Consider the following 24,090-nt stretch of genomic DNA (forward strand, 5'->3'; position numbering starts at 1 on the left):
CCTAGGCCGTCCGCCGCGCCGCCAGCGCGAGGGCGAACGCGAGACCGGCCAGGGTCAGCGCCGCCAGGACGCCCAGGGCCGGGGCCGCGGCGGAGAAGCCCTCGCCCAGGGCGCTCTGGTAGGCCTCGATCGCCCAGGCGTTCGGGGTGAGCCATCCGGCCTGCTGCAGCCAGGGCGGCATCAGGAACCGCGGGACCATCGAGCCTCCGACCGCCGAGAGCAGCAGCACCCCGAAGGTCGAGGCGAGATGCGCCTGCTGGCGCGAGGCCGCGAGCGCGCAGGCCGCGAGCGCCAGACCGGCCGCCATCGCGGAGACCAGCAGGCAGGCGGCCAGGAAGGCCGGCCAGTGCGGACCGATCTCGACGCCGTAGAGAAGCGCGGCGGCCAGGAAGATCAGTCCGGCCTGGACGAGCCCCTGCAGCGTCAGGAAGGCGAACTTACCGAGCACCACGACGGGCAATCCACCCGGCCCGGCCATCAGCCGCTCGGTGAGGCCCGTCTCGCGCTCCTCGACCAGGGACATGGCGCCCTGCATGGCGGCGAAGAGCAGGAACACCGCGGTGATCGCGCCGGCGTAGTAGCTCACCCGGGCATTGGCGGTCCCGGACGCGGTGCTGCGGCGCTCCACCAGGGAGGCGAAGCTGAACGGTTCCTTCTTGGCACGCTGCTCGGCGAAGGCCTCGTCGAGGAATCGGCGCTCGTCTGGACCGATCTTGCCCGTGCGCTCGACGTCGGCGACGACCCGCGACAGGACCACGTCGGGCAGCGCCTCGTTCAGGACCCGCTGGAGCTGGCCGAGGGCGATCGGTGTCGCCAGCGCCTTGGCGGGGTTCTCGACCAGCACCACCGGCTGGTCCGCGGAACCGGGCGCGGCCTCAGCAGGGGCGGCGATCAGGTCTCCGCGCAGGACCAGCGCTACGTCGACCTCGCCGGCCCGCACCGCCTGCGCCACGGCGTCGATGTCGGTCGCGGGCAGCCGCGTCACGCGGAGCGAGGGATCGGCCGCGAGCGCGTCGGCGAGGCGCTGTGTCGCCGCGGTGTGGACGAGGTCGGCCAAGCCGAGATGGATGCGGATCCGGTCGCCGATCGCCCCGGAGAAGATCGCCGCGAAGATCGAGAAGATCACGGTCGGCAGCACGAAAGCCATCACCAGCGCGGCCCGGTCGCGCAGGAGGGTCAGGAGCATCACCCGGAAGGCGGCAGCGATCATCCGGCGGCCCCGACCCGGAGCGGGGTGGCTTCGGGATCCGTCAGTTCCCGCGGGCGGAGGGCGTCGAGATAGAGCGTCTCCAGCCGCGGCGCCCGCACCCGGATCTCGGCCACCGGAACGTTCTGGGCGCGCAGGGCGCCGAGCAGTGCCGCGCCGTCGAGGCCGGCCCGTTCGACCGATCGCCAGACGAGGCCGCCAGCCTCGGCGGGCACGAAGCCGGCCCGGCGCAGCACGCCCTCTGCCTGTCCCGTCACCGGGCCGGTGAGGCTCAGCTCCCGCTCGGGCGCGCCCGTGCGCAACTGCGCGAGCAGGTCGGCGAGAGGGCCGGCACGCACGACCCGGCCCTGGGCCAGGAACGCGACCCGGGAGGCGAGGCGTTCCGCCTCGGCGAAATCGTGGGTGGCAATCAGGATCGCGGTGCCGGCGGCCTTCAGGCGGTCGAGCACCGCGTGGATCGCGGCCCGCGCGGCGAGGTCGACGCCGCTGGTCGGCTCGTCGAGGAGCACCAGCCGGGGCCGGTTCATCAGGCTCGCGGCGATGTTCACCCGGCGCCGGTACCCGCCCGACAGGACGCCGACCGGGCGCCGAGCCACGTCCCCGATGTCGGCCATGGCCAGGGCGGCTTCCACGGCCGCCTTCCGGTCGCGGCGGGAAACCCCCGCCAGCTGCCCGAACACGCCGAGATTTTCCGACACCGTCAGCCGCGGGTAGAGGGCGATCTCCTGCGGCACCCATCCGATGGCGCGGCGGGCCTGTCCCGCGCGGTACGGGTCCGCTCCGGCCACGCGCACCGATCCCCCACTTGGGGCGAGGCGCCCCGCCACGAGGCGCATCAGCGAGGACTTGCCGGCCCCGTTCGGTCCGAGCAGCGCCAAGGTGTCGCCAGTGCCGAGGTCGAGATCGACCTGATCCAGCACCCGTCGGCCGCGGAGGTCGAGGCCGACGCCCGCGAGCCGGACGAGGGGGGCGTCCATCGGTTCACCGACCCGGCAGGGCACGGCCGAGGCGCACCCGTACGGCGGCGCCGGGCTCCCGAAGGGCGAAGGCCGCCTCGGCGAAGTCGGGTCGCGCCCGCCGCCCGACGGCCCCCGAGAAGCCGTAGGGCTCGAGCGGCAGGCCGAGGCCGGTGCGGTCGAGGCGCCCGTTGCCGTTGGCGTCCTGGTAGGCCGCCACCGCGTAGGTTCCCGGCGGGACATCCCGGAAGGTGAACCGCGCCCGGTCGGCGGTGGCCGGCGCGTCGTCCCCCCGGAGACACGACGTCTCCGAGAGACCGCCCTGACAGAGCGCGACGCGCACCTGGCCGCCCCCGGGCTCGATGCCATCGACCTCGACCTGGACGGCGGCGGCCCATGCCGGCACGGCCGCGGCGCAGAACCAGGCCGCCACGGCAACCGTCACGCGTCCTCTCGGCCTCCGGAGAAGGCTCCGGTCGGTCGCCGCGCTCACGAGGCCTCGCTGGAGGTGGCCAGCGGGGCGGTGTCGGGGATGCCGGCCGCGGCGGCGGCGCGGGCACCGGCAAGCTCCTCGATCAGCAGCCGGGCCGAGATGCGGGCTCCCTCGTAGATCACCGGCAGGCCGGAGCCCGGATGGGTGCCGCCACCGACGATGTAGAGCCCCGGTCCGAAACGATTGTGCGGCCGGAAATACAGCATCTGCATCAGGTCGTGGGCGAGGTTGAAGGTGGCGCCTTCGTGGACGGCGAAATCCTCCTCCCACTGGGTCGGGTCGATGATCCGCTCGTAACGGATGCGGGACTCGAGATCGTCGATTCCGAGGAGCTTCAGCCGTTCCAGGATCAGGGCGCGGTAGGTCTCCCGCATCGCCGCCCAGTCGATCCCCGCCTTCAGGTTGGGCACCGGCACCAGCACGTAGAGGGCTGTGTGTCCGGGCGGCGCCATCCCGCCATCCGTGTAGCCCGCGTGCTGCACGTACAGGGACGGCTGCATCGGCAGCGTGCCCTCCGTGATCTCGCGGATGTTCTTCTCGTAGCCGTCGGCCAGGAGGATCGTATGATGCCCGAGGCTGTCGGGCATTTTCCCCTCGAGGCCGAGATACAGCATGAAGGTCGAGCAGGAGAGCCGAGCCTTCCGGATTTTGGCGTCGCGCCAGCGCGGCCGGTGCCGCTCCGGGACGAGGGCGCGCACGACCTTCGCGAAGTCACCGTTGATCAGCACCGCGTCGGCGTTGAAAGTCTCGCCGTCCGCTACCAAGCCGGTGGCGCGCTTGCCGTCGAACAGCACCTCCTCGACGTTGCTGTTGAGCCGGAGGTCCACGCCCATGCGGCCGGCCAAGCCCGCCATCGCCTCGGAGACGGCGCCGCAGCCGCCCACCGGGTGATAGACCCCGTGCTCGTATTCGAGGAACGACAGGATGGTGAACAGGCTCGGGCACCGGAACGGCGACATGCCGAGGTACTTGGTCTGAAACGAGAAGGCGAGGCGCACCCGCGGGTCGGCGAAGTGGCGCTTGAGGTCTCGGTCCACGCTCCGGCCCGGATGCAGGTAGGGCAGGGCGGCCAGCATGGCCGGGCTCGCCATGCTGCGCAGGGTGTGGAAGGCCTGTTCCAGAACCGGCTTGAAGTAGTTCAGCTTGGTCCGGTTCTCGGAGAAGAAGGCCTTGACGTTCTTGGCGTCGTCCGGCGCGAGGCGGGCGACCTCGCGCTCCAGGCGCTCGACGTCGCCGGTCGCGCGGATCGTTCCCGAGATCCCCTCCGCGCCCTCGAACACGAGGTGGTACTGCGGGTCGAGCCGCTCGAGCTTGACGTGGTCTTCCAGCCGTTCGCCGCAGCTCGCGAAAATATCCGCAAGAATCTGTGGATAGAGGAAGAACGTCGGGCCGATATCGAACCGGTAACCGCCGGGAGCCTCGACGGTCTTCGTCCGACCCCCGACCTGCGGGTCCTTCTCGAAGATGGTGACGTGGATCCCGGCCCGCGCGAGCAGTAGGGCGGCGGCCAGTCCGCCCGGTCCGGCCCCGACCACGGCCACCCGGCGTCCGGTCAGCGCCCGCAACCCATCCCCAGACTGAAGCAACGTCCCCGACTCCTCACAGAATCCCGATACCCCGTCCGGCCAAGCTAGCTTCGCATCATCGCGCGGCAATTGCAGCCGTTTGTCGCGCGCACAACGCTGTATACGATCATACGGTGGATACACATCCGCAAGGTTTCTGGACGCGAGCCGCGTCGCGGACCGCCCGTGGCCTCACCGGCGGCCTCGCCAGCGCCGGATCGCGTGTCGGGCCGTCCTCGGTGGAGCGGGCGCGTCAGCGCTGGCCCAGACGCTCGTACCAGGCGTGGGCCTGGGCGGGCGTCCGCTCGAACGTCCGGGTGCCGTGGGGCCTCCGCGTCTGGCGCCATTCCCGCGGCGTCACCCCGAATCGAGCGCGGAAGGCGCGGCTCAGGTGGGCGGGATCCTTGAAGCCGTGCTCGCTCGCCAGGCGCACGAGCGCCCGCGTCTCGAGCGGATCCTCGAGGGCGATCCGGATCGCCTCCAACCGCTTCTCCCAGACGCGGTGCATGACGCCGCCGACGTTCTGGAAGGCGCGGTACAGCACGGTCCGCGAGACGCCCACCCCGTCGGCGAGGCGGTCCGGCGATAGGTCGGGCGAGGCTAGGTGGAGATCCATCAGGTGCTCGACGAGGGCGACGAAGCCGGCATCCAATTCCGGGCCCTGCAGCACGTCCGAGGCCGCGGACGGATCGAACAGGCGGCGGACGAAACCGGTCAACTCACCCGCGATCGCCGGCTCGTCGTCGGCGGTGGCCGTCGGCAGCCGGCGGTACAGGGCGTGCAGCCGGGCGACGAGCAGACGGTTCCGCTCCCTGTCGAGGAAGATCGGGATCCGCTCGACCGCGCAGTCGGCCAGCAGGCGCCGCGGGATGGTCAGCCCGATCGCGCTGGAGCTCACCCCGCGGGCATCGAGTTCCCGGCCCATATTGGCGGCCATGATCCGATTGCGCTGCTGCACCACCGGGCTGCCCGCGACGTCCCCGGACAGGCCACCCGACACGTAGAGCATGAACGTGAAGTGATCCGGCGTCGCCGCGGCGTGGCGGCGATCGCGGACCATGTGCTGGGCCGAGAAGACCATCCGGCTGGCGAGGATATCCCCCAGAACCGTGCAGGACAGGTTCCCGCGCGGCACCGGAGCCCCTTTGATCTGCTCGATCCGAACGATGGGTGCCATCAGATCGCGCCAGGCGGCGAAGGCCTGCGCGGGTTCGAGGGGATCGGTGTTGAAGTGAAGCGTCGGGAGACTCGACATGCGATCCGGCGCGGCGTCGTGACGGTCTTGAGATCTCAGCTTGCGCACACCCGCGCGCGGCGTCGAGATGTCCATGTGTTGCAGGCGGACGATTGTGTGCCGGCCCTATTCGGCGGCGTCCGCGCGGAGAATACTGAGTTCAGGAAACGGCCGGCCCGGGCGAAGGGAGCTGTCGTCGCGGCGCGTTCACGTCCTGCCGAGGCGCCCCTGGCCGTGCGCGATGGTGTAGAGGGCGACGCCCGCCGCGGTGGCGACGTTGAGCGAGTCGAAGCCGGCGGCCATCGGGATCCGGATCGGACGCGACCGGGCCAGCGTCGCCGCATCGAGGCCGGGTCCCTCGGTGCCGAGGATCAGGAGCGCGCGCGCCGGGACGTCGAGCGTGTCCAGAGTTTCGGTCGCCCCCGGGCTGAAGGCCAGCGGCTGGAGATCGAGGGTTTCGGCGAGCCGCAGCCAGTCCTGCCCTTCCGGCAGCCGCGCGAAAGGCTGGATCAGGGCGGCCCCTGCGGAGACGCGGATGCTCTTGCGGTAGAGCGGGTCGCAGCTCGCCCCGTCGAGGAGCACGGCGTCGGCCCCGAAGGCCGCCGCGTTGCGGAAGGCGGCGCCGACATTGTCGTGATTGGTCAGGCCCGCGAGGCCGACCACGAGGGCGGGGGCGGGCGGCGGCGGTACGAGGTCGGCCGCGCCGGGCTCCGGCCCGCGCAGACCGACCGCGAGGACCCCGCGGTGGATCGGGAAGCCCGTCACGGCGCTCATCACCGCCTTCGAGGCGCCGAACACGGGCGGCGGCTCCGCGGCGGCGGCGATTTCGGCGGCGAGTCCGGGCCAGCGCTCAGGCGCGAGGAGGATCGATTCGGCGCGGAAGCGGCTGCGGCGGCTGAGGAGGAGCCGCAGGGTCACCTCGCCCTCGACGATGAAGCGCCCGGCGCGGCCCACGAGGTCACGCTCGCGCATCCGGGTATAGGGCTCGAGGCGGGGATCGTCCGGGTCGGCGAGGAGCTCCGGGACCGGAGTCACCTCAGCCCTGGGACCGGTCGGAGCGGTTCGCCAGCGGGTCGGCCTCAGCCTTGGTCGGCACCTTCACCAGGGCCTCGCCGTCGAGGACTGTCTCACCGCCCACCGAGCACTTGCAGGCGAGGCGCGCGCGCCGCCGCTCAGGCATGAGTTCGGCCACCGTCACGGTGACGTCGACGACGTCGCCGATCCGCACCGGGGCGCGGAAGTTCAGGGTCTGGGAGATGTAGACGGCGCCGGGCCCCGGCAGGCGGGTGCCGAGCACCGCCGAGATCAGCCCGGCCGTGTAGAGGCCGTGGGCGATGCGTGTGCCGAACGGCGTGCGCGCGGCGAAGTGCTCGGACAGGTGGATCGGGTTGCGGTCGCCGGTGATCTCGGCGAAGCCCACCACGTCCGAGGAGGCGATGGTCTTCGAGAGGGTCTCCGACAGGCCGACCTCGAGATCCTCGAAATAGAGCACGCGCAGTTCGGGCAGCATGACGCGGCAGACCTCCGGTTCCGGCCGGTCATTCGTCTTGTGCAGCCGGCTCCGGCAACGGCGTCGCACGATCCCGGCGGCGAATCCACCCGGACAAAGGCGTAACGGCCTCGAACTTTCTTGAGCCGGGGACAGGCTTTTCTCAACAGCGGCTCGACAGCGCCGCGCGCGTCGGCGAAGAGGCGTCCCGTGATCGCCGATGATGCGCCCCGGCCCGCGCCGCCCGCCCTCCGCCCGGTCGTCGCCCGCGTGGCGGCGCTCAACCTCGGCTATTTCGGCATCGAGATCGCGGTGGCGCTCGCCATCGGCTCGGTGGCGCTGATCGCCGACAGCCTCGATTTCCTCGAGGACGCGGCGATCAACCTGCTGATCTTCGCGGGCCTCGGCTGGAGCGCGCGCAACCGCGCCCGGCTCGGCACCGCCATGGCGGGGATCCTGCTCCTGCCGGCGCTGGCGGGGGCCTGGGCGGCCTACGGCAAGATCGCTGATTTCACCGCCCCCGCGGCACTGCCCCTGACCCTCGCGGGGCTCGGCGCGCTCGCCGTGAACCTCACCTGCGCGCTCATGCTCGCCCGGCACCGCTCCGGCTCGGGCAGCCTGACCCGGGCGGCCTACCTCTCGGCGCGCAACGACGCCGTCGCCAACCTGGCGATCATCGCCGCCGGTCTGGTGACGGCCCTCCACCCGTCCCCCTGGCCGGACCTCGTCGTGGCGGCCGGGATCGCGATCCTCAACGCCGACTCGGCCGCCGACATCCTCAAGGCAGCCGCGGCCGAGCGCAGAGCCGCGCGGTAGCGGTCCTCGGGCGGCCCCCAAACGGCGACACGGCAGCGACCATCATGCGCATCTTCCCCATCTCGGACCTGCACCTGGAGCGGCGCCGCCTCGACCGGATCGCGCCGCCCGCAGAGCCGTTCGACCTGCTCGCCTGCCCGGGCGACCTCCACGAGGGACATCCCGAGCGGGGGCTCGCGGCGCTGCTGCACCTCGCGCAGGGACGGCCGATCGTGCTGGTGCCGGGCAACCACGAGCGCTACGCGCCGACCGGGGACCGGCGGACCGCGCCGGAGCTGATCGCCGCCCTCGAGGCCGAGGTCGGCCGCCTCAACGGGCTCGGCGCGCGGATTCACCTGCTCCAGCACGCGCGGAGTTGCGTCATCGATGGTGTCCGCTTCGTCGGCACCACCCTGTGGAGCGACTGGACCCTCGCGGGGCGCTGGCTCGCACCGGACGCGCCGAACCGGCCCGACGATCCGGTGGCCTACGCGGCGTCGCGCATGACCGACCCGGTGACGGGCTCGCGGGAGTATCTCGGATCGATCCGCAAGGCCGACGGCAGCCCCTGGCAGCCGGCGGACGCGATGGCGGAACACCGGATCGAGCGGGCGGCCCTGCACGCGGCGCTCCGGACCCCGCACGACGGACCGACCGTGGTGGTGACCCATCACCCGGCGAGCCCGCTCGCGGCCGACCGCTTCCGGGACGCGCCCGGCGTCCCCTGGTGGGTGCCGGCCTTCTACGCCAGCACGGCCCTCGACGACCTCGCGGAGGCCGAGCGGCCGGAGCTTTGGATCTCCGGGCATTTCCACGCCGGCCACGACCTGCGGATCGGCCGTTGCCGCTGGATCTCGAACCCGGTGGAGGGCACGACCTACCGCGGCGACTTCGTCGTCGAAGTCGAGGAGCGGTGATTTAGTCCCCTCGCCAAGAGAACGGTCTGTCGACGCCGTGCGATCGCGCACGGCTTGGCCGTAACGGCGGGATGCTGTCGGAGTGAACGCTCGTCAAACCCTGATCGGCCCCGAATGACGGGGCTCAGGTTCGGGGTTTTCATGGCCGGATTTAGCCTGACGTCACGTTGGGTCGCGGCGGCGGCTCTTGCCGTCTCGGCCCCGATCGCCGCCGCGTCGACGGCCACGACCGCGCGGGCGGCGTCCGCGGCGCAGCCGGGACAGACGGTCGGCCTGCCGGTGGGCGACCAGCTGCCGGTCGGCCTGTATTTCGTGAACCTGTCGAGCTTCGGCGTGCGCGGCACGCTCCCGCGCGACTCGTCGACCAACGTCAACCTGCCGACCTTCGCGTGGGCGACGCCCTGGGATGTCGCGGGTGCGCGCCTGCAGTTCTTCTTCACCCAGCCGGTCGCGGCGGCGAGCAGCCAGGGGGCACCCTATCAGAGCGGCGTCGGGCAGCAGCTGCTGGCGGCCCAGCTCGCCTGGGACCTCGGCGGCGATGTCGGCTTCAGCTACCTGTTCGGCGGCTACCTGCCGATCCAGACGCGGTTCCTGACGCAGTCGGCCTCGCTGACCCACCGCTTCGCGCTGAGCTATACCGGCCAGGGCTGGAACCTCACGGCGAACCTGCTCTACGGCGTCTTCCTCGACACGCGCTCGTCCAGCGGCACCCTCTACCCGGACTACATGAACCTCGACCTGACCATGACGAAGAAATTCGGCTCCTGGCAGATCGGCGCGGTGGCCTTCGGGTCCACGGACCTTCCCACCGGCGTGGCGAGCTACCGTCCGCAGGGCCAGATCGCGGTGGGCGGTCTCGTCGGCTACAATTTCGGGCCCGTGAACCTGCAGGCCTACCTCACGCACGACGTGGTCGAGCGCAATTACGGCGGCCGCGAGGTTCGCGGCTGGCTACGCGCGATCGTGCCGCTGTATCAGGACAAGAACGAAGTCGAGCCGGGCCGCACCCTCGTGACGCGGCGGCAGGCCGAGTAGCCGAGCCGGCTGAAACTGTCGGGGCCGGTGTCATCCCGGGCATAGGCCGCGGAGCCGGGCGGGGGCCTTACGAAAGGGGCCTCCGAGATCGTCGCATCTCGGAGGCCCCTTCGTGCGTTCAGGACGGCGCCGCCGATCCGGCGCGGATCCGCGCCCCGACTGACGGGGCGCGGCGGAAGCCTCAGCCGTGCACCAGCACGTTGCGGAACTGCCAGGGATCGCTGGTGTCGATGTCCTCCGGGAACAGGCCCGGGCGGTCGGTGAGCGGCGTCCAGTCCGTGTACACGCCCACGACCGGGCCGAGATACGGGGTCTGGACCTCCAGGCAGCGGCGGAAGTCCATCTCGTCGGCCTCGACGATGCCGGCCTCCGGGTTCTCCAGGGCCCAGACCATGCCGGCGAGCACCGCCGAGGTCACCTGCAGGCCGGTGGCGTTCTGGTAAGGGGCGACCCGGCGGGTCTCCTCGATGGAGAGCTGCGAGCCGTACCAGTAGGCGTTCTTCGCGTGGCCGTAGACGAGCACGCCGAGCTCGTCGATGCCGTCGACGATCTCGGTCTCGTCGAGGATGTGGTGCTGCTCCTGCACCTGCGCCGCCTTGCCGAACATCTCGTGGAGCGACAGCACGGCGTCGTCGGCCGGGTGGTAGGCGTAGTGGCAGGTCGGCCGGAAGACCGGCTTATCGCCCTCGCGCACCGTGTAGTAGTCGGAGATGGAGATCGCCTCGTTGTGGGTGACGAGGAAGCCGAACTGCGACCCGGCGGTCGGCACCCAGGTGCGCACCCGCGTGTCGGCGCCCGGCTGCAGCAGGTAGATCGCGCAGCGCGACCCCTTCTCCTGCTCGCGGGCGTTGGCGGGCTTCCAGGTCTCGTGCGTCCCCCAGCCCAGCTCGGCCGGCTGGTTGCCCTCGGAGACGAAGCCCTCGACCGACCACGTGTTCACGAAGACGCCCCGCGGCTTCGGATTCTTGGCGCGCTGCGTGTCCCGCTCGGCGATGTGGACGCCCTTCACGCCCAGATCCTTCATCAGGGCGGCCCACTCGGCCTTGGTCTTCGGCTCGGGCCGCTGCAGGCCGGTATCCTGGGCGATGTTCAGGAGCGCCTGCTTGACGAACCACGAGACCATGCCGGGATTGGCGCCGCAGCACGACACGGCCGTGGTGCCGCCGGGCTTCTGCGCGCGGGCGTCGAGGATGTTCTCGCGGAGCGCGTAGTTGGTGCGGTCGCCCTGGCTCTTGGTCTTGTCGAAGTAGAAGCCCGGCCAGGGCTCGGCCACGGTGTCGATGTAGAGGGCGCCGAGCTCGCGGCAGAGCTCCATGATGGCGCGCGAGGAGGTGTCGACCGACAGGTTGACGCAGAAGCCTTGGCCGCCGCCCTCGGTGAGGAGCGGGGTGAGCACGTCGCGGTAGTTCTCCGGCGTCAGGGCCACCTTCTCGAAGCGCAGTCCGTGCTTCTCGGCGAGGGACCGATGCGTGTCGACCGGGTCGATCACGGTGAAGCGGGCGCGGTCGTACTCGAAATGGCGCTCGATGAGCGGCAGGGTGCCCCGGCCGATCGAGCCGAAGCCGATCATCACGATGGGGCCGGTGATGCGGCCATGGATCGGGTGACGCGTCGGCTGGTCGGTCATGCGGGATATCCTCGTCTGGCGGACGCCGGGCGCGTCCGCTCATCTGGCTCGCGGGCGGGTTATGGCGCGCGTGTGACAGTGCGGCGACAGGCCCGCGCCGCCGGAGCGGTGCCGGAGCGGTCCAGGGTCCGAGTCGCCGGAAACGCGCTCAATGGCGGCTTGCCCGTCGCCGGTCAACCGCGCCCGCGGAACCCTTCGTTAACGTCCCCTTACCCGAAAGTCGCGCGGAGTATGAACTCAGCGCATGCGTCCCCCATCATCTGTCCAGTGGCAAGCTCGGGACGCGGGCCTCATATTGCGATGCAGCAAGGTCGCGCAGAGGGCCGCAGAAACTTGGGGAGCTTGGAAACGCCCGGGACCTCGCACCTGGAGTCCGTCATGCTCGCGCTCATCACCGCCCGGATCCCCGGCCCCGCCGTCGAGACCGCCGATCGCGATCCCGGCTTCCTGACCCTCGTCTTCGCGGTCGCCCGCACGCTGCGCGTCGGCGCGGAGAGCGCCTTCGCCCGCCGCTGCGCGCTCGCGCGCTCGATCGGTGGCCCGAATCCTCTCTGAGACGCGCGCAACCCACCGGCGCCGCCTCCGGCGATTGCGTCGCCCCGGCTTGGGCATTAGGCGGCACTGCCGCCCAATGGCTCTCCGGGGGATCGTGATTCCATGTCGACATTTCGTGCGCTTCTGCGTCTCAGCCTGATCGCGACGTCGCTTGCGGCTGTCCCGAACCTGGCGGCGCGCGCGCAGGATGCCGAACCCGATGCCGCTCCGGCCGCCGAGGCGCCCGCGAAGCCGAAGCCCAAGCCGCGGCCGAAGCCGGCTCCCCACAAGGCGGTCAAGCCTACCGAGGCGGCGAAGCCTGAGGAGACCGCGACGCCGGCGGCCGCTGCGGCGCACGCCGTGTGGCCCGCCGGCGCCAGCACCGTCAGCGAGAGCTACGGCGACTGGACGATGACCTGCACGCGCCCGAGCGACAAGGTCACCTGCATCGTGGCCCAGTCCCAGGGCGATTCGCGGACCGGCCGGCGCAAGTTCGGCTTCGAACTGCAGACGCCCGCGAACGGTCGGGCCGAAGGGATCGTGCTGATGCCCTTCGGGCTCGCCATCGAGCCGGGCGTGACCTTCAAGCTCGACGAGCAGACCCTCGGCAAGGGCGCCCCCTACACGACCTGCAGCGCCGAGGGCTGCATCGTGGCGATCAGCTTCCCGACGCTCGCCCTCGACGGCATGCGCACCGCCAAGGCCCTCACCGTGACCGGCGAGAAGGCGGGCGGGACCGAGCCGGCCACCGTCACGGTGCCCCTGACGGGCTTCTCGCAGGCCTTCGATCGCGCCGTCGCCCTCGGCGGCTGAGCCGCGCGGCGGCCCGCGGCCTTTTCCGGTTACGGTTAAGCCAGCGTTAGCCGCGGTCGAGCAGGATCCCGCCGAGAAGTGGCGCCGCGCGCCGCGGTCCCTCGGGTGCCGCGCGCCGGGTTCGGATCGGCGAGGCGATGGGATCGGTGGGCGGGCGACCCCGGAACGGTCGAGGACGCGGCGCGCGGGTGCTGACCGCGGCGCTGGCGCTGCTCGCCCTTCTGGCAGGGATCGCGCCTGCGCTGGCCGCGCGGCTCGTCAGCACCAAGGGCAGCGAGGTCGGCACCGGGGCCGGCGGCTACGGCCGGATCGTGCTCACCTTCGACAAGCCGGTCGCGGTCAAGGCGAAGCTCGCCGGCGGCGTCCTGCTCCTGAGCTACGGCGAGCGGGTGGCGCCCGGGCCCGAGCACCTCACGGACGAGATGCCGGCCTTCATCGCCAGCGTCCGCCGCGATCCCGACGGCACGGGGCTCCGCCTCGCCCTGCAGCGCCCTTACCGGGCCAACGTCCAGTCGGCCGGCGAGCGCGTGTTCGTGGACCTGCTTCCGGAGGGTTGGTCCGGCCTCATGCCGCCGCTGCCGGCCGAGGTGATTGCCGACCTCGCCCGCCGGGCCCGGGCGGCCGAGGAGGCGCTCAGGGCGCGCACGCCGGAGCCGGTGCGCCGGGCGCTGTCGCTCGAGCTCGCGCTGCTTCCGACCCTGACGCGGCTGTCGCTGCGCCTCCCCGCGGAGGCCGTCTCCACGGTGACCGCCGAGGGACCCGTGACGCGCGTGCGGGTGATCGGCGCCTGGACGATCGATCCGAGCGGCACCCGCGGCCGTCCGCGCCCCGGAATCGCCAAGCTGGCGACGGAGACCGACGCGAACTCGGCGAGTCTGCTGATCACGCCCGAGGACGGGTTCAGGATCGGCACCGAGCGCGAGGACGGCGCCATGTACGTGGACGTGGTCCGCCCCAAGCCTCCGGAGCTGGCCGCGACCGCCGTCGACGTGCCGGGTCCCGCCGCCGCGAAGCAGGCGCCGCCGCTGCCGGTCGCGCCGCGCCCGGCCCAGGCCAGTGCGCCAGTCACTGCGCCCGTCGCTGCGCCAGTCACTGCGCCGGCGGTCGCGCCGCGCCCCCCCGAGCCGCCGCCGACGCGCCGGGCCGGCGGCGGCTTGCTCTTCCCGTTTCAGACCCTCCCGCCGGCGGTCCTGTTCGAGCGCGGCGGGATCGCGACGCTGGCCTTCGAGACCGCCGAGCCGGTGGTCGTCCCGCCGGCGAGCCAGGGCCTCGCGCCGATGGGCGCACCCACCCGGACGGGGCCGCTCACGGTCGTGCGGTTCCCGGTTCCGCCGGGTCGGCTCGTCGATCTCAACGCCGTCACCACCGGGACCGGCGTGGCCTGGGAACTCTCGGCGGGCAGTGCGCTCAGTCCGAGCGACACGATCGATCCCGTCCGCAAGCCCGATCCGTCCGGCCGCATCGCCGTCACCCTGACGCTGCCGCATCCCGGATCGGCGACGTGGCTCGCCCTCGACGATGAGCGGATCGCGGTGGTCACGTCGGCCGCGCAGCGCCCCGTCGGCAATCCGAAGAACCGTCGCTTCGTCGATTTCGAGATCCTGCCGAGCCGGCACGGCCTCGCGGTGCTCGCCGGCGCCGACGATCTGGCGGTGCGGCCCGAACTCGACGGCGTCTCGATCGGCCGCGAGGGCGGGCTCGCCGCGTCCATGGCGGCGCGCAAGCCGGACGTGGCGCTCGTCGATGCGGGGGCCCTCGCGATCGCGAAGGAGCCCTGGGAGCGCGCCAGGATGGGCAATGTCCGCGCGACCCTGCGCGGCCTCTTCGACGCGGCCGTCGCGGCGACGCCGACCGAGCGCGGTCCGGCCCGCTTGGCGCTGGCCCGCGCGGATCTCGCCAACGGCCTCGATTACGAGGGCCTCACCGCACTGGAGATCGCGGCCGCCGACGATCCGCTCCTGGCCATCCAGCGCGATACCGCCGTCCTGCGGGGCATCGCCCTGGTGCGGATCGGCCGGAGCGCGGAGGCGCTGAAGGCCCTCAGCGTCCCGCTCCTGAGCGACGATCGCGAGGCCGCCCTGTGGCGCGCGATGGCCTCGGCCGGGGCCGGCGACTGGAAGACGGCGGAAACGGGCTTCCTCAAGGTGCTGCCGCTGGCCGACGGCTATCCCGCGGACGTCGCGCAGACGATCCGGGCCCGGGCCGCCGAATCGGCGATCGAGAACGGCGATGCCGAGACCGCTGCCGCGCGCGCCGAGGCCGAGCGCGACCTGCCGCCCTGGATCCGTGACCGGCTGGCGATGGTCCGCGCCCGCGTGGCCGAGGCGACCGGCCAGACCGAGGCGGCCCTGGACGCCTACGCGCGCCTCGACAACTCGGCCGTCCGCCCGGTCTCGGTCGAGGCCGCGCTGAGAGGGGCACTCCTGGCGCAGGCCTCCGGCAAGCTCGCGCCCGACGCCGCCATCGAGCGGCTGGAGCGGCTCGCCCTGACCTGGCACGGGGGCCCGGTCGAGGACGGTATCACCGCCGGTCTCGCCCGCCTCTATCTCGCCGCCGGCCGGTGGCGCGACGCTTTCACGGTGGTGCGCCGGGCCAACGTCTTCGCGCCGAACGCCCCAGCGACCGCGGCGCTGGCGCGGGACGCGCAGACGGCCTTCGAGAACCTCTACCTCACCGACAAGGGCGACAAGCTCTCCGGGATCGAGGCCGTGTCGCTCTTCTTCGATTTCCGTGAGCTGAGCCCGATCGGGCGGCGCGGCGACGAGGTGGTGCGCCGTCTGGCCGACCGCCTCGTGACCCTCGACCTCCTCGATTCGGCCGCCGACCTGCTGCAGTACCAGATCGACAACCGCCTCACCGGCCCGGCGCGATCCGCGGTGGCGGCGCGCCTCGCGACGGTCCGGCTGATGGACGACAAGCCGATGGAGGCCCTGAAGGTCCTCGACGCCACCGAGCTGCCCGAGCTTCCGGGCGAACTCAAGCGCGCCCGCGGGCTGGTCCGCGCCAGGGCCCTGTCGGACCTGACCCGCACCGACCTCGCGCTGGAAACGATCGAGGACGAGAGCGGTCCGGATATCGAGCGTCTTCGCGCCGACATCTACTGGGGCGCGCGCCGCTGGCGCGAGGCCGGGGAGGCCCACGAGGCCCTGCTGGGCGATACGTGGCAGTCCGGCCAGCCGCTGGACGATCAGGCGCGCGCCGACATCGTGCGCGCCGCGATCGCCTACGATCTCGCGCACGAGGCCGTGGGCCTGGAGCGGCTGAAGGCGAAATTCTCTGAGGGGATGGCGGCGAGCCCGGACGCCCGCACCTTCGCGCTCCTGACCGGAACCGACCCGACCCGGGCACCGGGCTTCCGGGACATCGCGGCGCGCGCCACGAAGGTCCAGACGCTGTCGGCCTTCCTCGCCGAGTATCGCAAGCGCTATCCGGATGCCGCCGCGCCCGCGCGCGGTCGACCCGAGGCGCCGGGTGCGGGCGGCGAGGCGCCCGCCGCCGGTGCCCAGGGCGGACAGCAGCAGAGCAGCGCCGGGACACCCGGTGCGCCGCCCGGGTGAGCGCGGCGGTCGTCGTCGATCGTCCGTTCGAGCCGCCCTCGGCCGCGGAGGGCCGCGCGGCGCCGTCAGCCGCCGTAGCTCTGGACCAGGGAGCCGGCCACCAGGGTCCAGCCGTCGACCAGCACGAAGAAGATCAGCTTGAACGGCAGCGCGACCGTGGCCGGCGGGACCATCATCATGCCGACCGCCATCAGCACCGAGGCGACCACGAGGTCGATGATCAGGAACGGGATGAACAGCAGGAAGCCGATCTCGAAGGCGCGGCGCAGCTCCGAGATCATGAAGGCCGGCGTGACGATCTCCAGGCCGACATCCTCGGGGCCCTTCGGCGTCGGCACCTTGGCGAGGTCGAGGAACAGCTTCAGGTCCTTCTCGCGGACGTTGCGCAGCATGAAGGTCTTGAACGGCGCCGAGGCGCGCTCGAACGCCTGCGCCTGCGTGATCCGGCCGGCGATCAGCGGCTCGATACCGGCGCTGTAGGCGGCGCGGCCGGTCGGGGCCATCACGAAGGCGGTCAGGAACAGCGCGAGGCTGACGAGCACCGCTGTCGGCGGCGCCGTCTGGGTACCCAGCGCCGACCGCAGGATCGACAGCACGACGACGATGCGGGTGAAAGCCGTGGCCATCACCAGCACCGAGGGGGCCACCGCCAGGACGGTGATCAGCGCCACGAGCTGGAGGGCGCGCTCGGTGGTGCCGCCGGCACCGAGATCGAGGGTGACGCTCTGCGCGAGGGCCGGACCGGCGGCGAGCACTCCGCCGGCCAGCGCGACCAGTGCGGCGAGCGCGACCGGCGGCAGGCGCAGATTCGGGACCTGGCGCATCGGGCGTGTCGGCACGGGAAGGTCTCGGGTCACGGACGGTCGCAGGTGGGTGTGGCCGGGCGAACGCCGGCGCGGCGGGCCTCGAGATTCTGCCAGACGAGGAGGGCCGGCAGGCCGAGCACCACGTCGGGCACGCGGCGCGCGAGCGACAGGGCGAGGGCAGTCCCCGGGTCTATGCCGAACAGGCCGCAGACCAGCACCAGTCCGCCCTCCTGGACGCCGAGGCCGCTCGGGACCACGAAGGCGGCGGCCTTGATCGCCTGGCTCAGCGCCTCGATCACGAGAATGTCGGCCCAGCCGACATGGTCCACGCCGATGCAGGCGAGGACGACCGCGACCTCGACCGTGCCGAGCAGCCAGGCCAGGGCGTGGAGCGCGAACGACTGAGCGAGGTGGCCCCGGCGGCCCGGAGACCAGACCGTGTCGAGGGCGCCCTGGATCCGGCGGTTCGGCTCGGGGCGCGCCTCGGCGTCGCGCACGAAGCGCCGGCCGAGGGCGGCGAGGCGATCCTCAAGCACTCGCACGATGCCGGTCCGCTGGAAGGCGAAGAAGGCCGCCACCGCCAGCCCGGCCACGACGAGCGTCCGCAGCGTCCAGCTGGCGAGGGCGGCCGCCTCGGCGCCCTCGACCCGGCTCAGGAGGCCGGCGCCGAGGCCCGCGAACAGGGCGAGCGTTCCCACCTGAAACAGCATGTCGGCCAGCACGGAGGCGGCCGCCAGGGAGCCGGCGACGCCCCAGAAGGTGAGGAGGCGGGCGCCCAGCACGTCGCCGCCCACCGAGGCCACGGGCAGCAGCACGTTGATGCCTTCCCGGACGAAGCGCAGGATCATGCAGGCCGAAGCCGTCGCGGGCGCCAGCCCGTCGAGAATGCGCGCCCAGGCGAGGCCGCAGAGCAGGATCACCACGATCCGCACCAGCGTGACGCCGGCGAAGCCCGCCACGCCGATCCGTCCGAAGGCCGCGGCCACCGCGGCGAGATCGTTGGTCGCCACGAGCCAGACGGCGAGGCCGAGGCCGATCAGGGTGCCGAACAGCGGCAGGCGACGCAGCACGGCGTGGGCCGCCCGCCGCTTCCGGGAAACAGGGTCGCCGGTCACGGTGTGCGGGCCTCGCGTCGAGAGGCGGGCAAGAGCGCGCTCCAAGTTGTGCCAGTCAGCGGACCGGCGGCGATTCGTCGGGTGGTATCGCCGCTAGAGCGGTATTGGGGCCGAATTCGGGGACCCTGCGACGCGGCAGGACGGGCTTGAGCACCGCGGCGAGCGCCTCGGCGGGCCCGGCGGCGGGATCGAGCAGGACGACCCGGCCCTCGGCCAGGCTCGCGCCGGTCGCGACCGCCACGGCGCGCTTCGGACAGGGGCCGAGGCAGCCCGATTCCACGATGCACAACTTCCGCCGGCGTCCGCCGCCGTCGCGGGCGGCCCGCTTCCCGGCCTTCTTCAGCAGCGCGCGGAGGTCCCGCCCGCGCAGGCCCTGCCGCTTCGCGCATTTCGAGCAGACGACGACGATCTCGGAGAGTTTGGTCTTGGCCGTGCGGCCGGTCGGGCAGCCATCAGGGGAGCCATCCGGGGCCGCGGCACGCGGTTCTGTCATCATTCGGAGACTGTAGGACGCGATACCGGCCTCGGGCTACGGCGCCCGTCGCCGCGGTGCAGCAGCCGGGTGGCGGGCGGGCCGGGCGCCATAAAAAGGGCCTAAAAGAACGGGATTCCGGTAACCGCGCACGGGCCGCCCCTCGGCCGGCGCCGCGGCAGCGGAACCGGCGCAGACCCAGGAACAAAGAGCGGATGAGCTTCGACGACGTCAAGGACGACACGCGCGAAGGCGAGATCGTGACGTTCGCCGCTCCGACCATGACGGAGCTGCGGCGCAGCGCGGAGACGATCCGGCCGGTGCCGGAGAAGCGGACCGCCCGGGCCCTCGTGGCGACAGTGCGGCAGCGCCTCGACTGGAGCCGTTTGCCGGGCCTGCGTCCCCGCGAGGAGGACACTTCGACCTACGGCGCGCGGATCATCCGCCGCGTCGGTCTGTTCGTGCTCCTGCCGACCCTGGTGGTCGGCCTGTACCTGTTCGCGTTCGCGTCCAATCAGTACGTTGCGGAAGCCCAGTTCGCGGTCCGCGGCAACGTCGAGCCGATGGAGAACATCTCGCTCGGCCAGTACACGAACCTCATCCAGAAGCACAACAGCCAGGACAGCTTCATCGTCCGCGACTACATCAACAGCCAGACGCTGGTCGAGGCGCTCGAGAAGAGTATCGGCATCTCCAAGATGTTCTCGCGATCCGAGGCGGATTTCTGGGCTCGCTTCGACCCCAGTGATCCGATCGAGGACCTGACCAAATACTGGCGCAAGCACGTCGAGGCGCATATCGACTCGATCTCGGGTGTGATCCGTCTGTCCGTACGCGCCTTCACGCCCGAGGACGCCCTGACCATCGCCCAGGCGGTGGTGTCGCGCTCCGAGGCGCTGATCAACGACATCTCCAAGCGCGCCCAGGCCGACATGGTCGCCCAGGCCGAGGCCGACGCGAAGGTCGCCCAGGACCGGCTGCGCAAGGCGCACGTGGCGCTGCAGGCATTCCGCAATCAGTGGGGTGTGATCGATCCGATCAAGACCGCCGAGGGCACGCTGACCACGCTGACCCTGCTGCGGAAGGACAAGCTCAAGGCCGAGAACGACCTGCAGGTCCTGCGCGGCTCCAGCCTCGACGAGCGCTCGCGCTCGATCCAGACGCTGGTGGCCAACATCGCGGCCATCGACCAGCAGATGAAGTCGCTCCAGGACGAGCTGACGAGCGCCAACGCCGCCGCCGGCGGCCAGAACATGACCGAGGCGCTGCTCCAGTACGAGGGCCTGCTGGTCGAGCGGACCATCGCCGAGAAGCTGGAGGAATCGGCCCACAGCCTGCTCGACCGGGCGCGCATCTCGGCGAGCAAGCAGCACATCTTCCTGGCCACGTTCGTGCCGCCGGTCCTGCCGACAGACAGCCTCTATCCCGAGCGGGGCCACTCCCTCCTGGTGTCGTTCTTCTGCTTCCTGGTGATCTGGAGCTCGTCCGCGCTGCTGATCGCCGGCATCCGCGACCAGAGGATGTAGCGGCATCCGCGGCTCCCGGGATCTGGATCCCGGGCCGCGCGATCTGTAGAGGGAGGCGGCCCGGCCAACCGGGCGCACCTGGATGAGCGAAGTCTAACGGTCCATGTCGGATTTCTCCGATCTCGTCGCGAAGGCGATCCAGCCGTCGATGACCCGTGAGGAGCGCGAGGCGGTCTACACGGTCGTGCGGCAGGCCGTGCTCCGGCTGCAGGAGCGGGAGGCGTTCCCGCCGGACGACCCGCGGGTCGCCCTCCAGCGCCACCTCGTTGAGGAGACGATCCGCGACGTCGAGGGCGACGTCGCCCGCTACGAATCCCTGCGCAAGCTTGACGCGGCTTTCGCGGCCCAGGCCGAAGCCCACAAGGCGGCCCAGAGCGGGCGGCGCTAGGGCGTCACCGCCGGTCCGCCCCCGTTACGGCACGAGTACGCCCTGCCCTTCACATCCGTGACGTTCGCCGTCGTCCGGCGCGTCCGCGCCGGGGCCGCTCCGTGGATGCGCGTCAGCCGCAGGCGACGCTCGCCCGGACGCTGCCGGGCTCGGCCACGTCGAGGCCCGCCGACACGTACTCGTTGAGCTTGTTGCGCAGGGTCCGGATCGAGATGCCGAGGATCTTGGCCGCGTGGGTCCGATTACCGAGGCAGTGGTCCAGCGTGTCGAGGATCAGGTCGCACTCGACCTGCGCCACGGTCCGGCCCACCAGCCCGCGGGTGGCGGCCTCGGCGACCTGGGCGGCGCGCGCGGCCGGCCCCTCGACCGCGAAGGTCTCGCCCTCGGGCGACAGGATCGCCTCCGGGCCGATCGCGTCGCCCGAGGCGAGCAGCACCGCCCGGTGCAGGGTGTTCTCCAACTCGCGCACGTTGCCGCGCCACGGGTTCCGCAGCACGAGCGCCCGGGCCTCCGCGGAGAGCGGGCGGACCGGCATCCCGTTCACCGCGGCGTATTTCCGGGCGAAGTGGGTGGCGAGTTCGAGGATGTCGGCCGGGCGCTCGCGCAGCGGCGGGATCCGCAGGCCGACGACGTTGAGCCGGTAGAGCAGGTCCTCCCGGAACGTGCCCTTGCGGACCTCCTCGGCGAGGTTGCGGTTCGAGGTGGCGAGCACGCGGATGTCGACCCGCACCGGGGCGGTCCCGCCGACCCGGTCAATGACCCGCTCTTGCAGGGCGCGCAGCAGCTTCGCCTGCAGGCGCACGTCCATCTCGGAGATCTCGTCGAGGAGCAGCGTGCCGCCGTTGGCCTCCTCGAACCGGCCGATGCGCCGGGCGACCGCGCCGGTGAACGCGCCCTTCTCGTGGCCGAACAGCTCGGATTCGAGCAGGGCCTCGGGGATCGCCGCGCAGTTCACCGAGACGAAGGGCTTGCCCGCCCGGTTGGACTTCTGGTGAACGTGCCGGGCCAGCACCTCCTTGCCGGTGCCGCTCTCGCCGGTGATCAGCACCGAGGCCTCGGAGCGGGCGACCTGCTCGGCGAGCTTGACCACCCGCTCCATGGACGGATCGCGCCAGACGAAAGCGGCGCGGTCGGTGGCAACCGCCTCCAGCACCGCCGCGATCATCTCGGGATCGGGCGGGAGCGGGATGTACTCCTTGGCGCCCGCCCGGATCGCCGCCACGGCGGCCGAGGCGTCCGCCGAGACGCCGCAGGCGACCACCGGCGTGCGGATCCGCTCTCCCTCCAGCGCGGTGACGAGGTCGCGGATCGGCAGACCCACGTCGATCATGATGAGATCGGCGCCCCGCGCGCGCAGGACGGTGAGGCCCTGCGGCACGGCGTCGGCCTGCGTGACGGCGGCGCCGCGCTGCATCGCGATCTTCGAGGCGGTGATCAGCTCACCGTTGAGCCGCCCGATCATCAGGAGCCGCATGGTTCGTCCCTCTCAAAACCCGCGCGCGGACAGCACACCGGCGTCCGCGGCTGAAAATCACTCACCCTTGACGATCTCGGTCATGGTCACGCCGAGCCGGTCCTCGACGAGGACGACCTCGCCGCGGGCCACGAGCCGGTTGTTGACGAACACGTCGATCGCCTCGCCGACCTTCCGGTCGAGTTCGAGCACCGCGCCGGGCGCGAGCCGGAGCAGGTCGCCGATCGGCATCCGGGCGGAGCCGAGCACCGCCGAGACCATCACGGGCACGTCGAAGAGCTGCTCCAGGTCGGCCGCGGTCTTCGGGGTGGTGGGCGCGTCGCGGATCGAGCCCGCGGCGTAGTCGGTGTCGTGCTCGCCGAGCTGGGGCAGGCTGAAATCGTCGGACATCAGGATCTCCTCACGGGCCCGTCGGCAGGCCGAGGGCGTCGAGCACCGCCGCCTCGATGCGGGCGCGCTCCCGAACGATGCCGCCGTCCGCCCACTCGATGCGGGCGTCGCCCGCCGCCATGTCGGGGTCGCCCAGCACCACGAGCCGGCCCTCGTAGCCGCGCTCGCGCGCGAGGCGCTTCACCAGGGTCTCGGCCTCCTCGACCAGGCCGTCGTGCACCCGCACCACCAAGTGCGGCACGCCGCGCAGGTGCTGGAGCGCCGTCCGGGCCGCCTCGCCGATGCCGGCGAGCGGGGCGGCGTCGAGGGCGTCGCCCGCGACCTTGCGGGCGATCAGCATCGCCACCTCGACCGCCTGCGCCTCGCGCTCGGCGTCGCGCGCGTCGGCCTGGGCGATCAGGCCCGCGGCGGCGAGCGCCAGGCGGGTCATGGCGTCGGCGAGCCGGCCCTGGACCTGCGCCTCGGCCTGGACCCGGCCCTCCTGCATGCCGCGGGCATGGGCCTCGGCCTCGGAGCGGGCCGCGGTCTCGGCGGCGCGCAGGGCCTCGGCGCTGGGGCGGCCGCTGCGGAAGTCGGTCTCGAACAGGAACGGCTTCGCGCTCCGGGCGGATTGGGCGCTCAATAGACCAGCTCCTCCTCGGCGCTATTCTTGGCGATCATGATCTCGCCCTTCTCGGCGAGGTCCTTGGCGATCTCGGTCATCTTGGCCTGCGCCTCATCCACCTCCTTGAGGCGGACCGGCCCGAGCGAGGCCATCTCGTCCGTGAGGTTCTTGGCCGCGCGGGTCGACATCTGCCTCAGGAAGAAGCCGCGGGTCGGCTCGTTGGCGCCCTTGAGCGCGCGGCACAGGGTCTCGTTGTCGATGCTGCGCAGCAAGGTCTGGACGCTGCCCGGATCGAGTTTCAGCAGGTCCTCGAAGGTGAACATCAACTCGCGGATCCGCTTGGCCGAGCCGCGGTTCGCCTGGTCGAGGGCGGCGAGGAAGCGGCCCTCCGTCTGCCGGTCGAAGGCGTTGAACACGTCGGCCATCATCTCGTGGGCGTCGCGGCGCTGGGTCTGGGCGATGGTCGACACGAACTCGACCCGCAGCGTCTCCTCGATGTGGCGCAGCGCCTCCTTCTGCACCGTCTCCATGCGCAGCATCCGGTTGAGGACGTCGATGGCGAAGTCCTCCGGCAGGATGGTGAGCACCTTCGCCGCGTAGTCGGCGCGCACCCGCGACAGCACCACCGCCACGGTCTGCGGGTACTCGTTGCGCAGGAACGACGCGAGGATCTCCGGGTCGACCTGGGCGATCGAGGCCCAGACGCGCTTGCCCGACGCGCCCTTGATCTCCGCCATGATCAGCGAGACCTGATCGCTGGGGAAGATTTTGAGGAGCAGCGCCTCGGTCCGCTCGAAGTTCGACGAGATGCCGCCGCTGTTGCCGAGCTTGGTCACGAACTCGATGATCAGCTTCTCGACGGTCTGCGCCTCCAGCGTGCCGAGCTGGACCATGGCGGCGCTGACCTTCTTGATCTCCTCCTCCTCGAGCATCTGCCAGATCGGGGCGCCTTCCTCCTCCCCGAGCATCAGCAGGAGCGCGGCGGCGCGCTGCGGCCCGGGCATCGACGCGAACGAATCGCCGCCCGCCGTCGCCAGCGTGTTCGCCAGACCCAGTGCCGCACCTGCCGCCATCGTGTTGCCCTCGACGCCCT

The 24,090-nt window shown here is 72.0% G+C and carries 23 protein-coding genes; 8 read left to right on the forward strand and 15 right to left on the reverse strand.

Annotation, left to right across the window (positions count from 1 at the left end):
- Position 1: 1 nt before the first annotated feature.
- The 7 genes from BM419_RS11455 to croR all read right to left on the reverse strand — a co-directional run bounded on the left by BM419_RS11455 (position 2) and on the right by croR (position 6,965).
- Entirely contained in the window at positions 2-1,210 is a 1,209-nt protein-coding gene (locus tag BM419_RS11455) for an ABC transporter permease (RefSeq protein WP_091926493.1), read from the reverse strand.
- Positions 1,207-2,184, reverse strand: coding sequence for an ABC transporter ATP-binding protein (locus BM419_RS11460; RefSeq protein WP_091926494.1), 978 nt, complete (start codon positions 2,182-2,184; stop codon positions 1,207-1,209). Before BM419_RS11460 ends, BM419_RS11455 begins: the two co-directional genes overlap by 4 nt.
- Before the next feature lie 4 nt (positions 2,185-2,188).
- Positions 2,189-2,608, reverse strand: a complete 420-nt coding sequence (locus BM419_RS11465; RefSeq protein ID WP_056531417.1) for a DUF2141 domain-containing protein — start codon at positions 2,606-2,608, stop codon at positions 2,189-2,191.
- A 44-nt stretch (positions 2,609-2,652) separates the two neighbouring features.
- Positions 2,653-4,242 carry a phytoene desaturase family protein gene (gene crtI, locus BM419_RS11470; RefSeq protein WP_091926495.1) on the reverse strand — a complete coding sequence of 530 codons (1,590 nt, stop codon included), beginning with the start codon at positions 4,240-4,242 and terminating at the stop codon, positions 2,653-2,655.
- Positions 4,243-4,474: 232 nt separating this feature from the next.
- Positions 4,475-5,476, reverse strand: a complete 1,002-nt coding sequence (locus BM419_RS11475; protein ID WP_091926496.1) for a helix-turn-helix domain-containing protein — start codon at positions 5,474-5,476, stop codon at positions 4,475-4,477.
- A gap of 186 nt (positions 5,477-5,662) precedes the next feature.
- Positions 5,663-6,490, reverse strand: a complete 828-nt coding sequence (locus tag BM419_RS11480) for a TrmH family RNA methyltransferase (RefSeq protein ID WP_175556300.1) — start codon at positions 6,488-6,490, stop codon at positions 5,663-5,665.
- A 1-nt stretch (position 6,491) separates the two neighbouring features.
- Positions 6,492-6,965 (reverse strand): 3-hydroxybutyryl-CoA dehydratase, encoded by a 474-nt coding sequence (gene croR / locus BM419_RS11485; RefSeq protein WP_020090850.1) that lies wholly within the window; start codon positions 6,963-6,965, stop codon positions 6,492-6,494.
- Between the two features lie 189 nt (positions 6,966-7,154).
- Between croR and BM419_RS11490 the strand changes: the two genes are divergently transcribed.
- The 3 genes from BM419_RS11490 to BM419_RS11500 all read left to right on the forward strand — a co-directional run bounded on the left by BM419_RS11490 (position 7,155) and on the right by BM419_RS11500 (position 9,691).
- Positions 7,155-7,760 (forward strand): cation efflux transmembrane domain-containing protein, encoded by a 606-nt coding sequence (locus tag BM419_RS11490; protein ID WP_091676268.1) that lies wholly within the window; start codon positions 7,155-7,157, stop codon positions 7,758-7,760.
- A gap of 44 nt (positions 7,761-7,804) precedes the next feature.
- Positions 7,805-8,656, forward strand: a complete 852-nt coding sequence (locus BM419_RS11495; RefSeq protein ID WP_175556301.1) for a metallophosphoesterase — start codon at positions 7,805-7,807, stop codon at positions 8,654-8,656.
- A gap of 141 nt (positions 8,657-8,797) precedes the next feature.
- Positions 8,798-9,691, forward strand: coding sequence for a transporter (locus BM419_RS11500; protein WP_091926498.1), 894 nt, complete (start codon positions 8,798-8,800; stop codon positions 9,689-9,691).
- A gap of 181 nt (positions 9,692-9,872) precedes the next feature.
- Here the strand turns inward: BM419_RS11500 and BM419_RS11505 are convergent, their stop codons facing one another.
- Complete coding sequence (locus tag BM419_RS11505; RefSeq protein WP_091926499.1) at positions 9,873-11,318, reverse strand: homospermidine synthase; 1,446 nt, start codon at positions 11,316-11,318, stop codon at positions 9,873-9,875.
- Between the two features lie 378 nt (positions 11,319-11,696).
- Here BM419_RS11505 and BM419_RS32360 point away from each other — a divergent pair, with 378 nt between their 5' ends.
- The 3 genes from BM419_RS32360 to BM419_RS11515 all read left to right on the forward strand — a co-directional run bounded on the left by BM419_RS32360 (position 11,697) and on the right by BM419_RS11515 (position 16,222).
- Entirely contained in the window at positions 11,697-11,873 is a 177-nt protein-coding gene (locus BM419_RS32360) for a hypothetical protein (protein ID WP_020090845.1), read from the forward strand.
- A 102-nt stretch (positions 11,874-11,975) separates the two neighbouring features.
- Positions 11,976-12,665 carry an invasion associated locus B family protein gene (locus BM419_RS11510; protein WP_091926500.1) on the forward strand — a complete coding sequence of 230 codons (690 nt, stop codon included), beginning with the start codon at positions 11,976-11,978 and terminating at the stop codon, positions 12,663-12,665.
- 188 nt (positions 12,666-12,853) lie between these two features.
- Positions 12,854-16,222: a hypothetical protein gene (locus BM419_RS11515; RefSeq protein ID WP_244540757.1), complete on the forward strand. Its 3,369-nt coding sequence runs from the start codon at positions 12,854-12,856 to the stop codon at positions 16,220-16,222.
- A 65-nt stretch (positions 16,223-16,287) separates the two neighbouring features.
- Here the strand turns inward: BM419_RS11515 and fliP are convergent, their stop codons facing one another.
- From fliP to BM419_RS11530, 3 genes are read right to left on the reverse strand one after another with little or no spacing between them, the layout of a single operon-like run.
- Positions 16,288-17,046, reverse strand: coding sequence for a flagellar type III secretion system pore protein FliP (gene fliP, locus BM419_RS11520; RefSeq protein ID WP_020090841.1), 759 nt, complete (start codon positions 17,044-17,046; stop codon positions 16,288-16,290).
- Between the two features lie 29 nt (positions 17,047-17,075).
- A complete protein-coding gene (locus tag BM419_RS11525) occupies positions 17,076-18,143 on the reverse strand; it encodes a lysylphosphatidylglycerol synthase domain-containing protein (protein WP_091926502.1) in 1,068 nt (355 codons plus the stop codon).
- A 55-nt stretch (positions 18,144-18,198) separates the two neighbouring features.
- Complete coding sequence (locus BM419_RS11530; protein WP_091926503.1) at positions 18,199-18,639, reverse strand: hypothetical protein; 441 nt, start codon at positions 18,637-18,639, stop codon at positions 18,199-18,201.
- 191 nt (positions 18,640-18,830) lie between these two features.
- Between BM419_RS11530 and BM419_RS11535 the strand changes: the two genes are divergently transcribed.
- Positions 18,831-20,141: a KpsE/RkpR family capsule polysaccharide export protein gene (locus tag BM419_RS11535; protein ID WP_020090838.1), complete on the forward strand. Its 1,311-nt coding sequence runs from the start codon at positions 18,831-18,833 to the stop codon at positions 20,139-20,141.
- 103 nt (positions 20,142-20,244) lie between these two features.
- On the forward strand, positions 20,245-20,529 hold the full coding sequence (locus tag BM419_RS11540) for a hypothetical protein (protein ID WP_020090837.1): 285 nt from the start codon (positions 20,245-20,247) through the stop codon (positions 20,527-20,529).
- Positions 20,530-20,641: 112 nt separating this feature from the next.
- On the opposite strand, the gene BM419_RS11545 is transcribed toward BM419_RS11540, so the two are convergent.
- The 4 genes from BM419_RS11545 to fliG are packed head-to-tail and all read right to left on the reverse strand — an operon-like array spanning position 20,642 to position 24,070.
- Positions 20,642-22,003 carry a sigma-54-dependent transcriptional regulator FlbD gene (locus BM419_RS11545; RefSeq protein ID WP_091926504.1) on the reverse strand — a complete coding sequence of 454 codons (1,362 nt, stop codon included), beginning with the start codon at positions 22,001-22,003 and terminating at the stop codon, positions 20,642-20,644.
- 57 nt (positions 22,004-22,060) lie between these two features.
- The gene (fliN, locus tag BM419_RS11550; protein WP_012321962.1) at positions 22,061-22,393 is read right to left on the reverse strand and encodes a flagellar motor switch protein FliN; all 333 of its coding nucleotides are present in this window, start codon (positions 22,391-22,393) and stop codon (positions 22,061-22,063) included.
- Between the two features lie 10 nt (positions 22,394-22,403).
- Positions 22,404-23,015 carry a FliH/SctL family protein gene (locus BM419_RS11555; RefSeq protein WP_020090835.1) on the reverse strand — a complete coding sequence of 204 codons (612 nt, stop codon included), beginning with the start codon at positions 23,013-23,015 and terminating at the stop codon, positions 22,404-22,406.
- Positions 23,012-24,070: a flagellar motor switch protein FliG gene (fliG, locus tag BM419_RS11560; RefSeq protein ID WP_020090834.1), complete on the reverse strand. Its 1,059-nt coding sequence runs from the start codon at positions 24,068-24,070 to the stop codon at positions 23,012-23,014. Before fliG ends, BM419_RS11555 begins: the two co-directional genes overlap by 4 nt.
- Positions 24,071-24,090: the final 20 nt, after the last annotated feature.

Origin of the sequence: Methylobacterium sp. yr668 (assembly GCF_900116245.1) — a bacterium.
Taxonomy (GTDB): Bacteria; Pseudomonadota; Alphaproteobacteria; order Rhizobiales; family Beijerinckiaceae; genus Methylobacterium.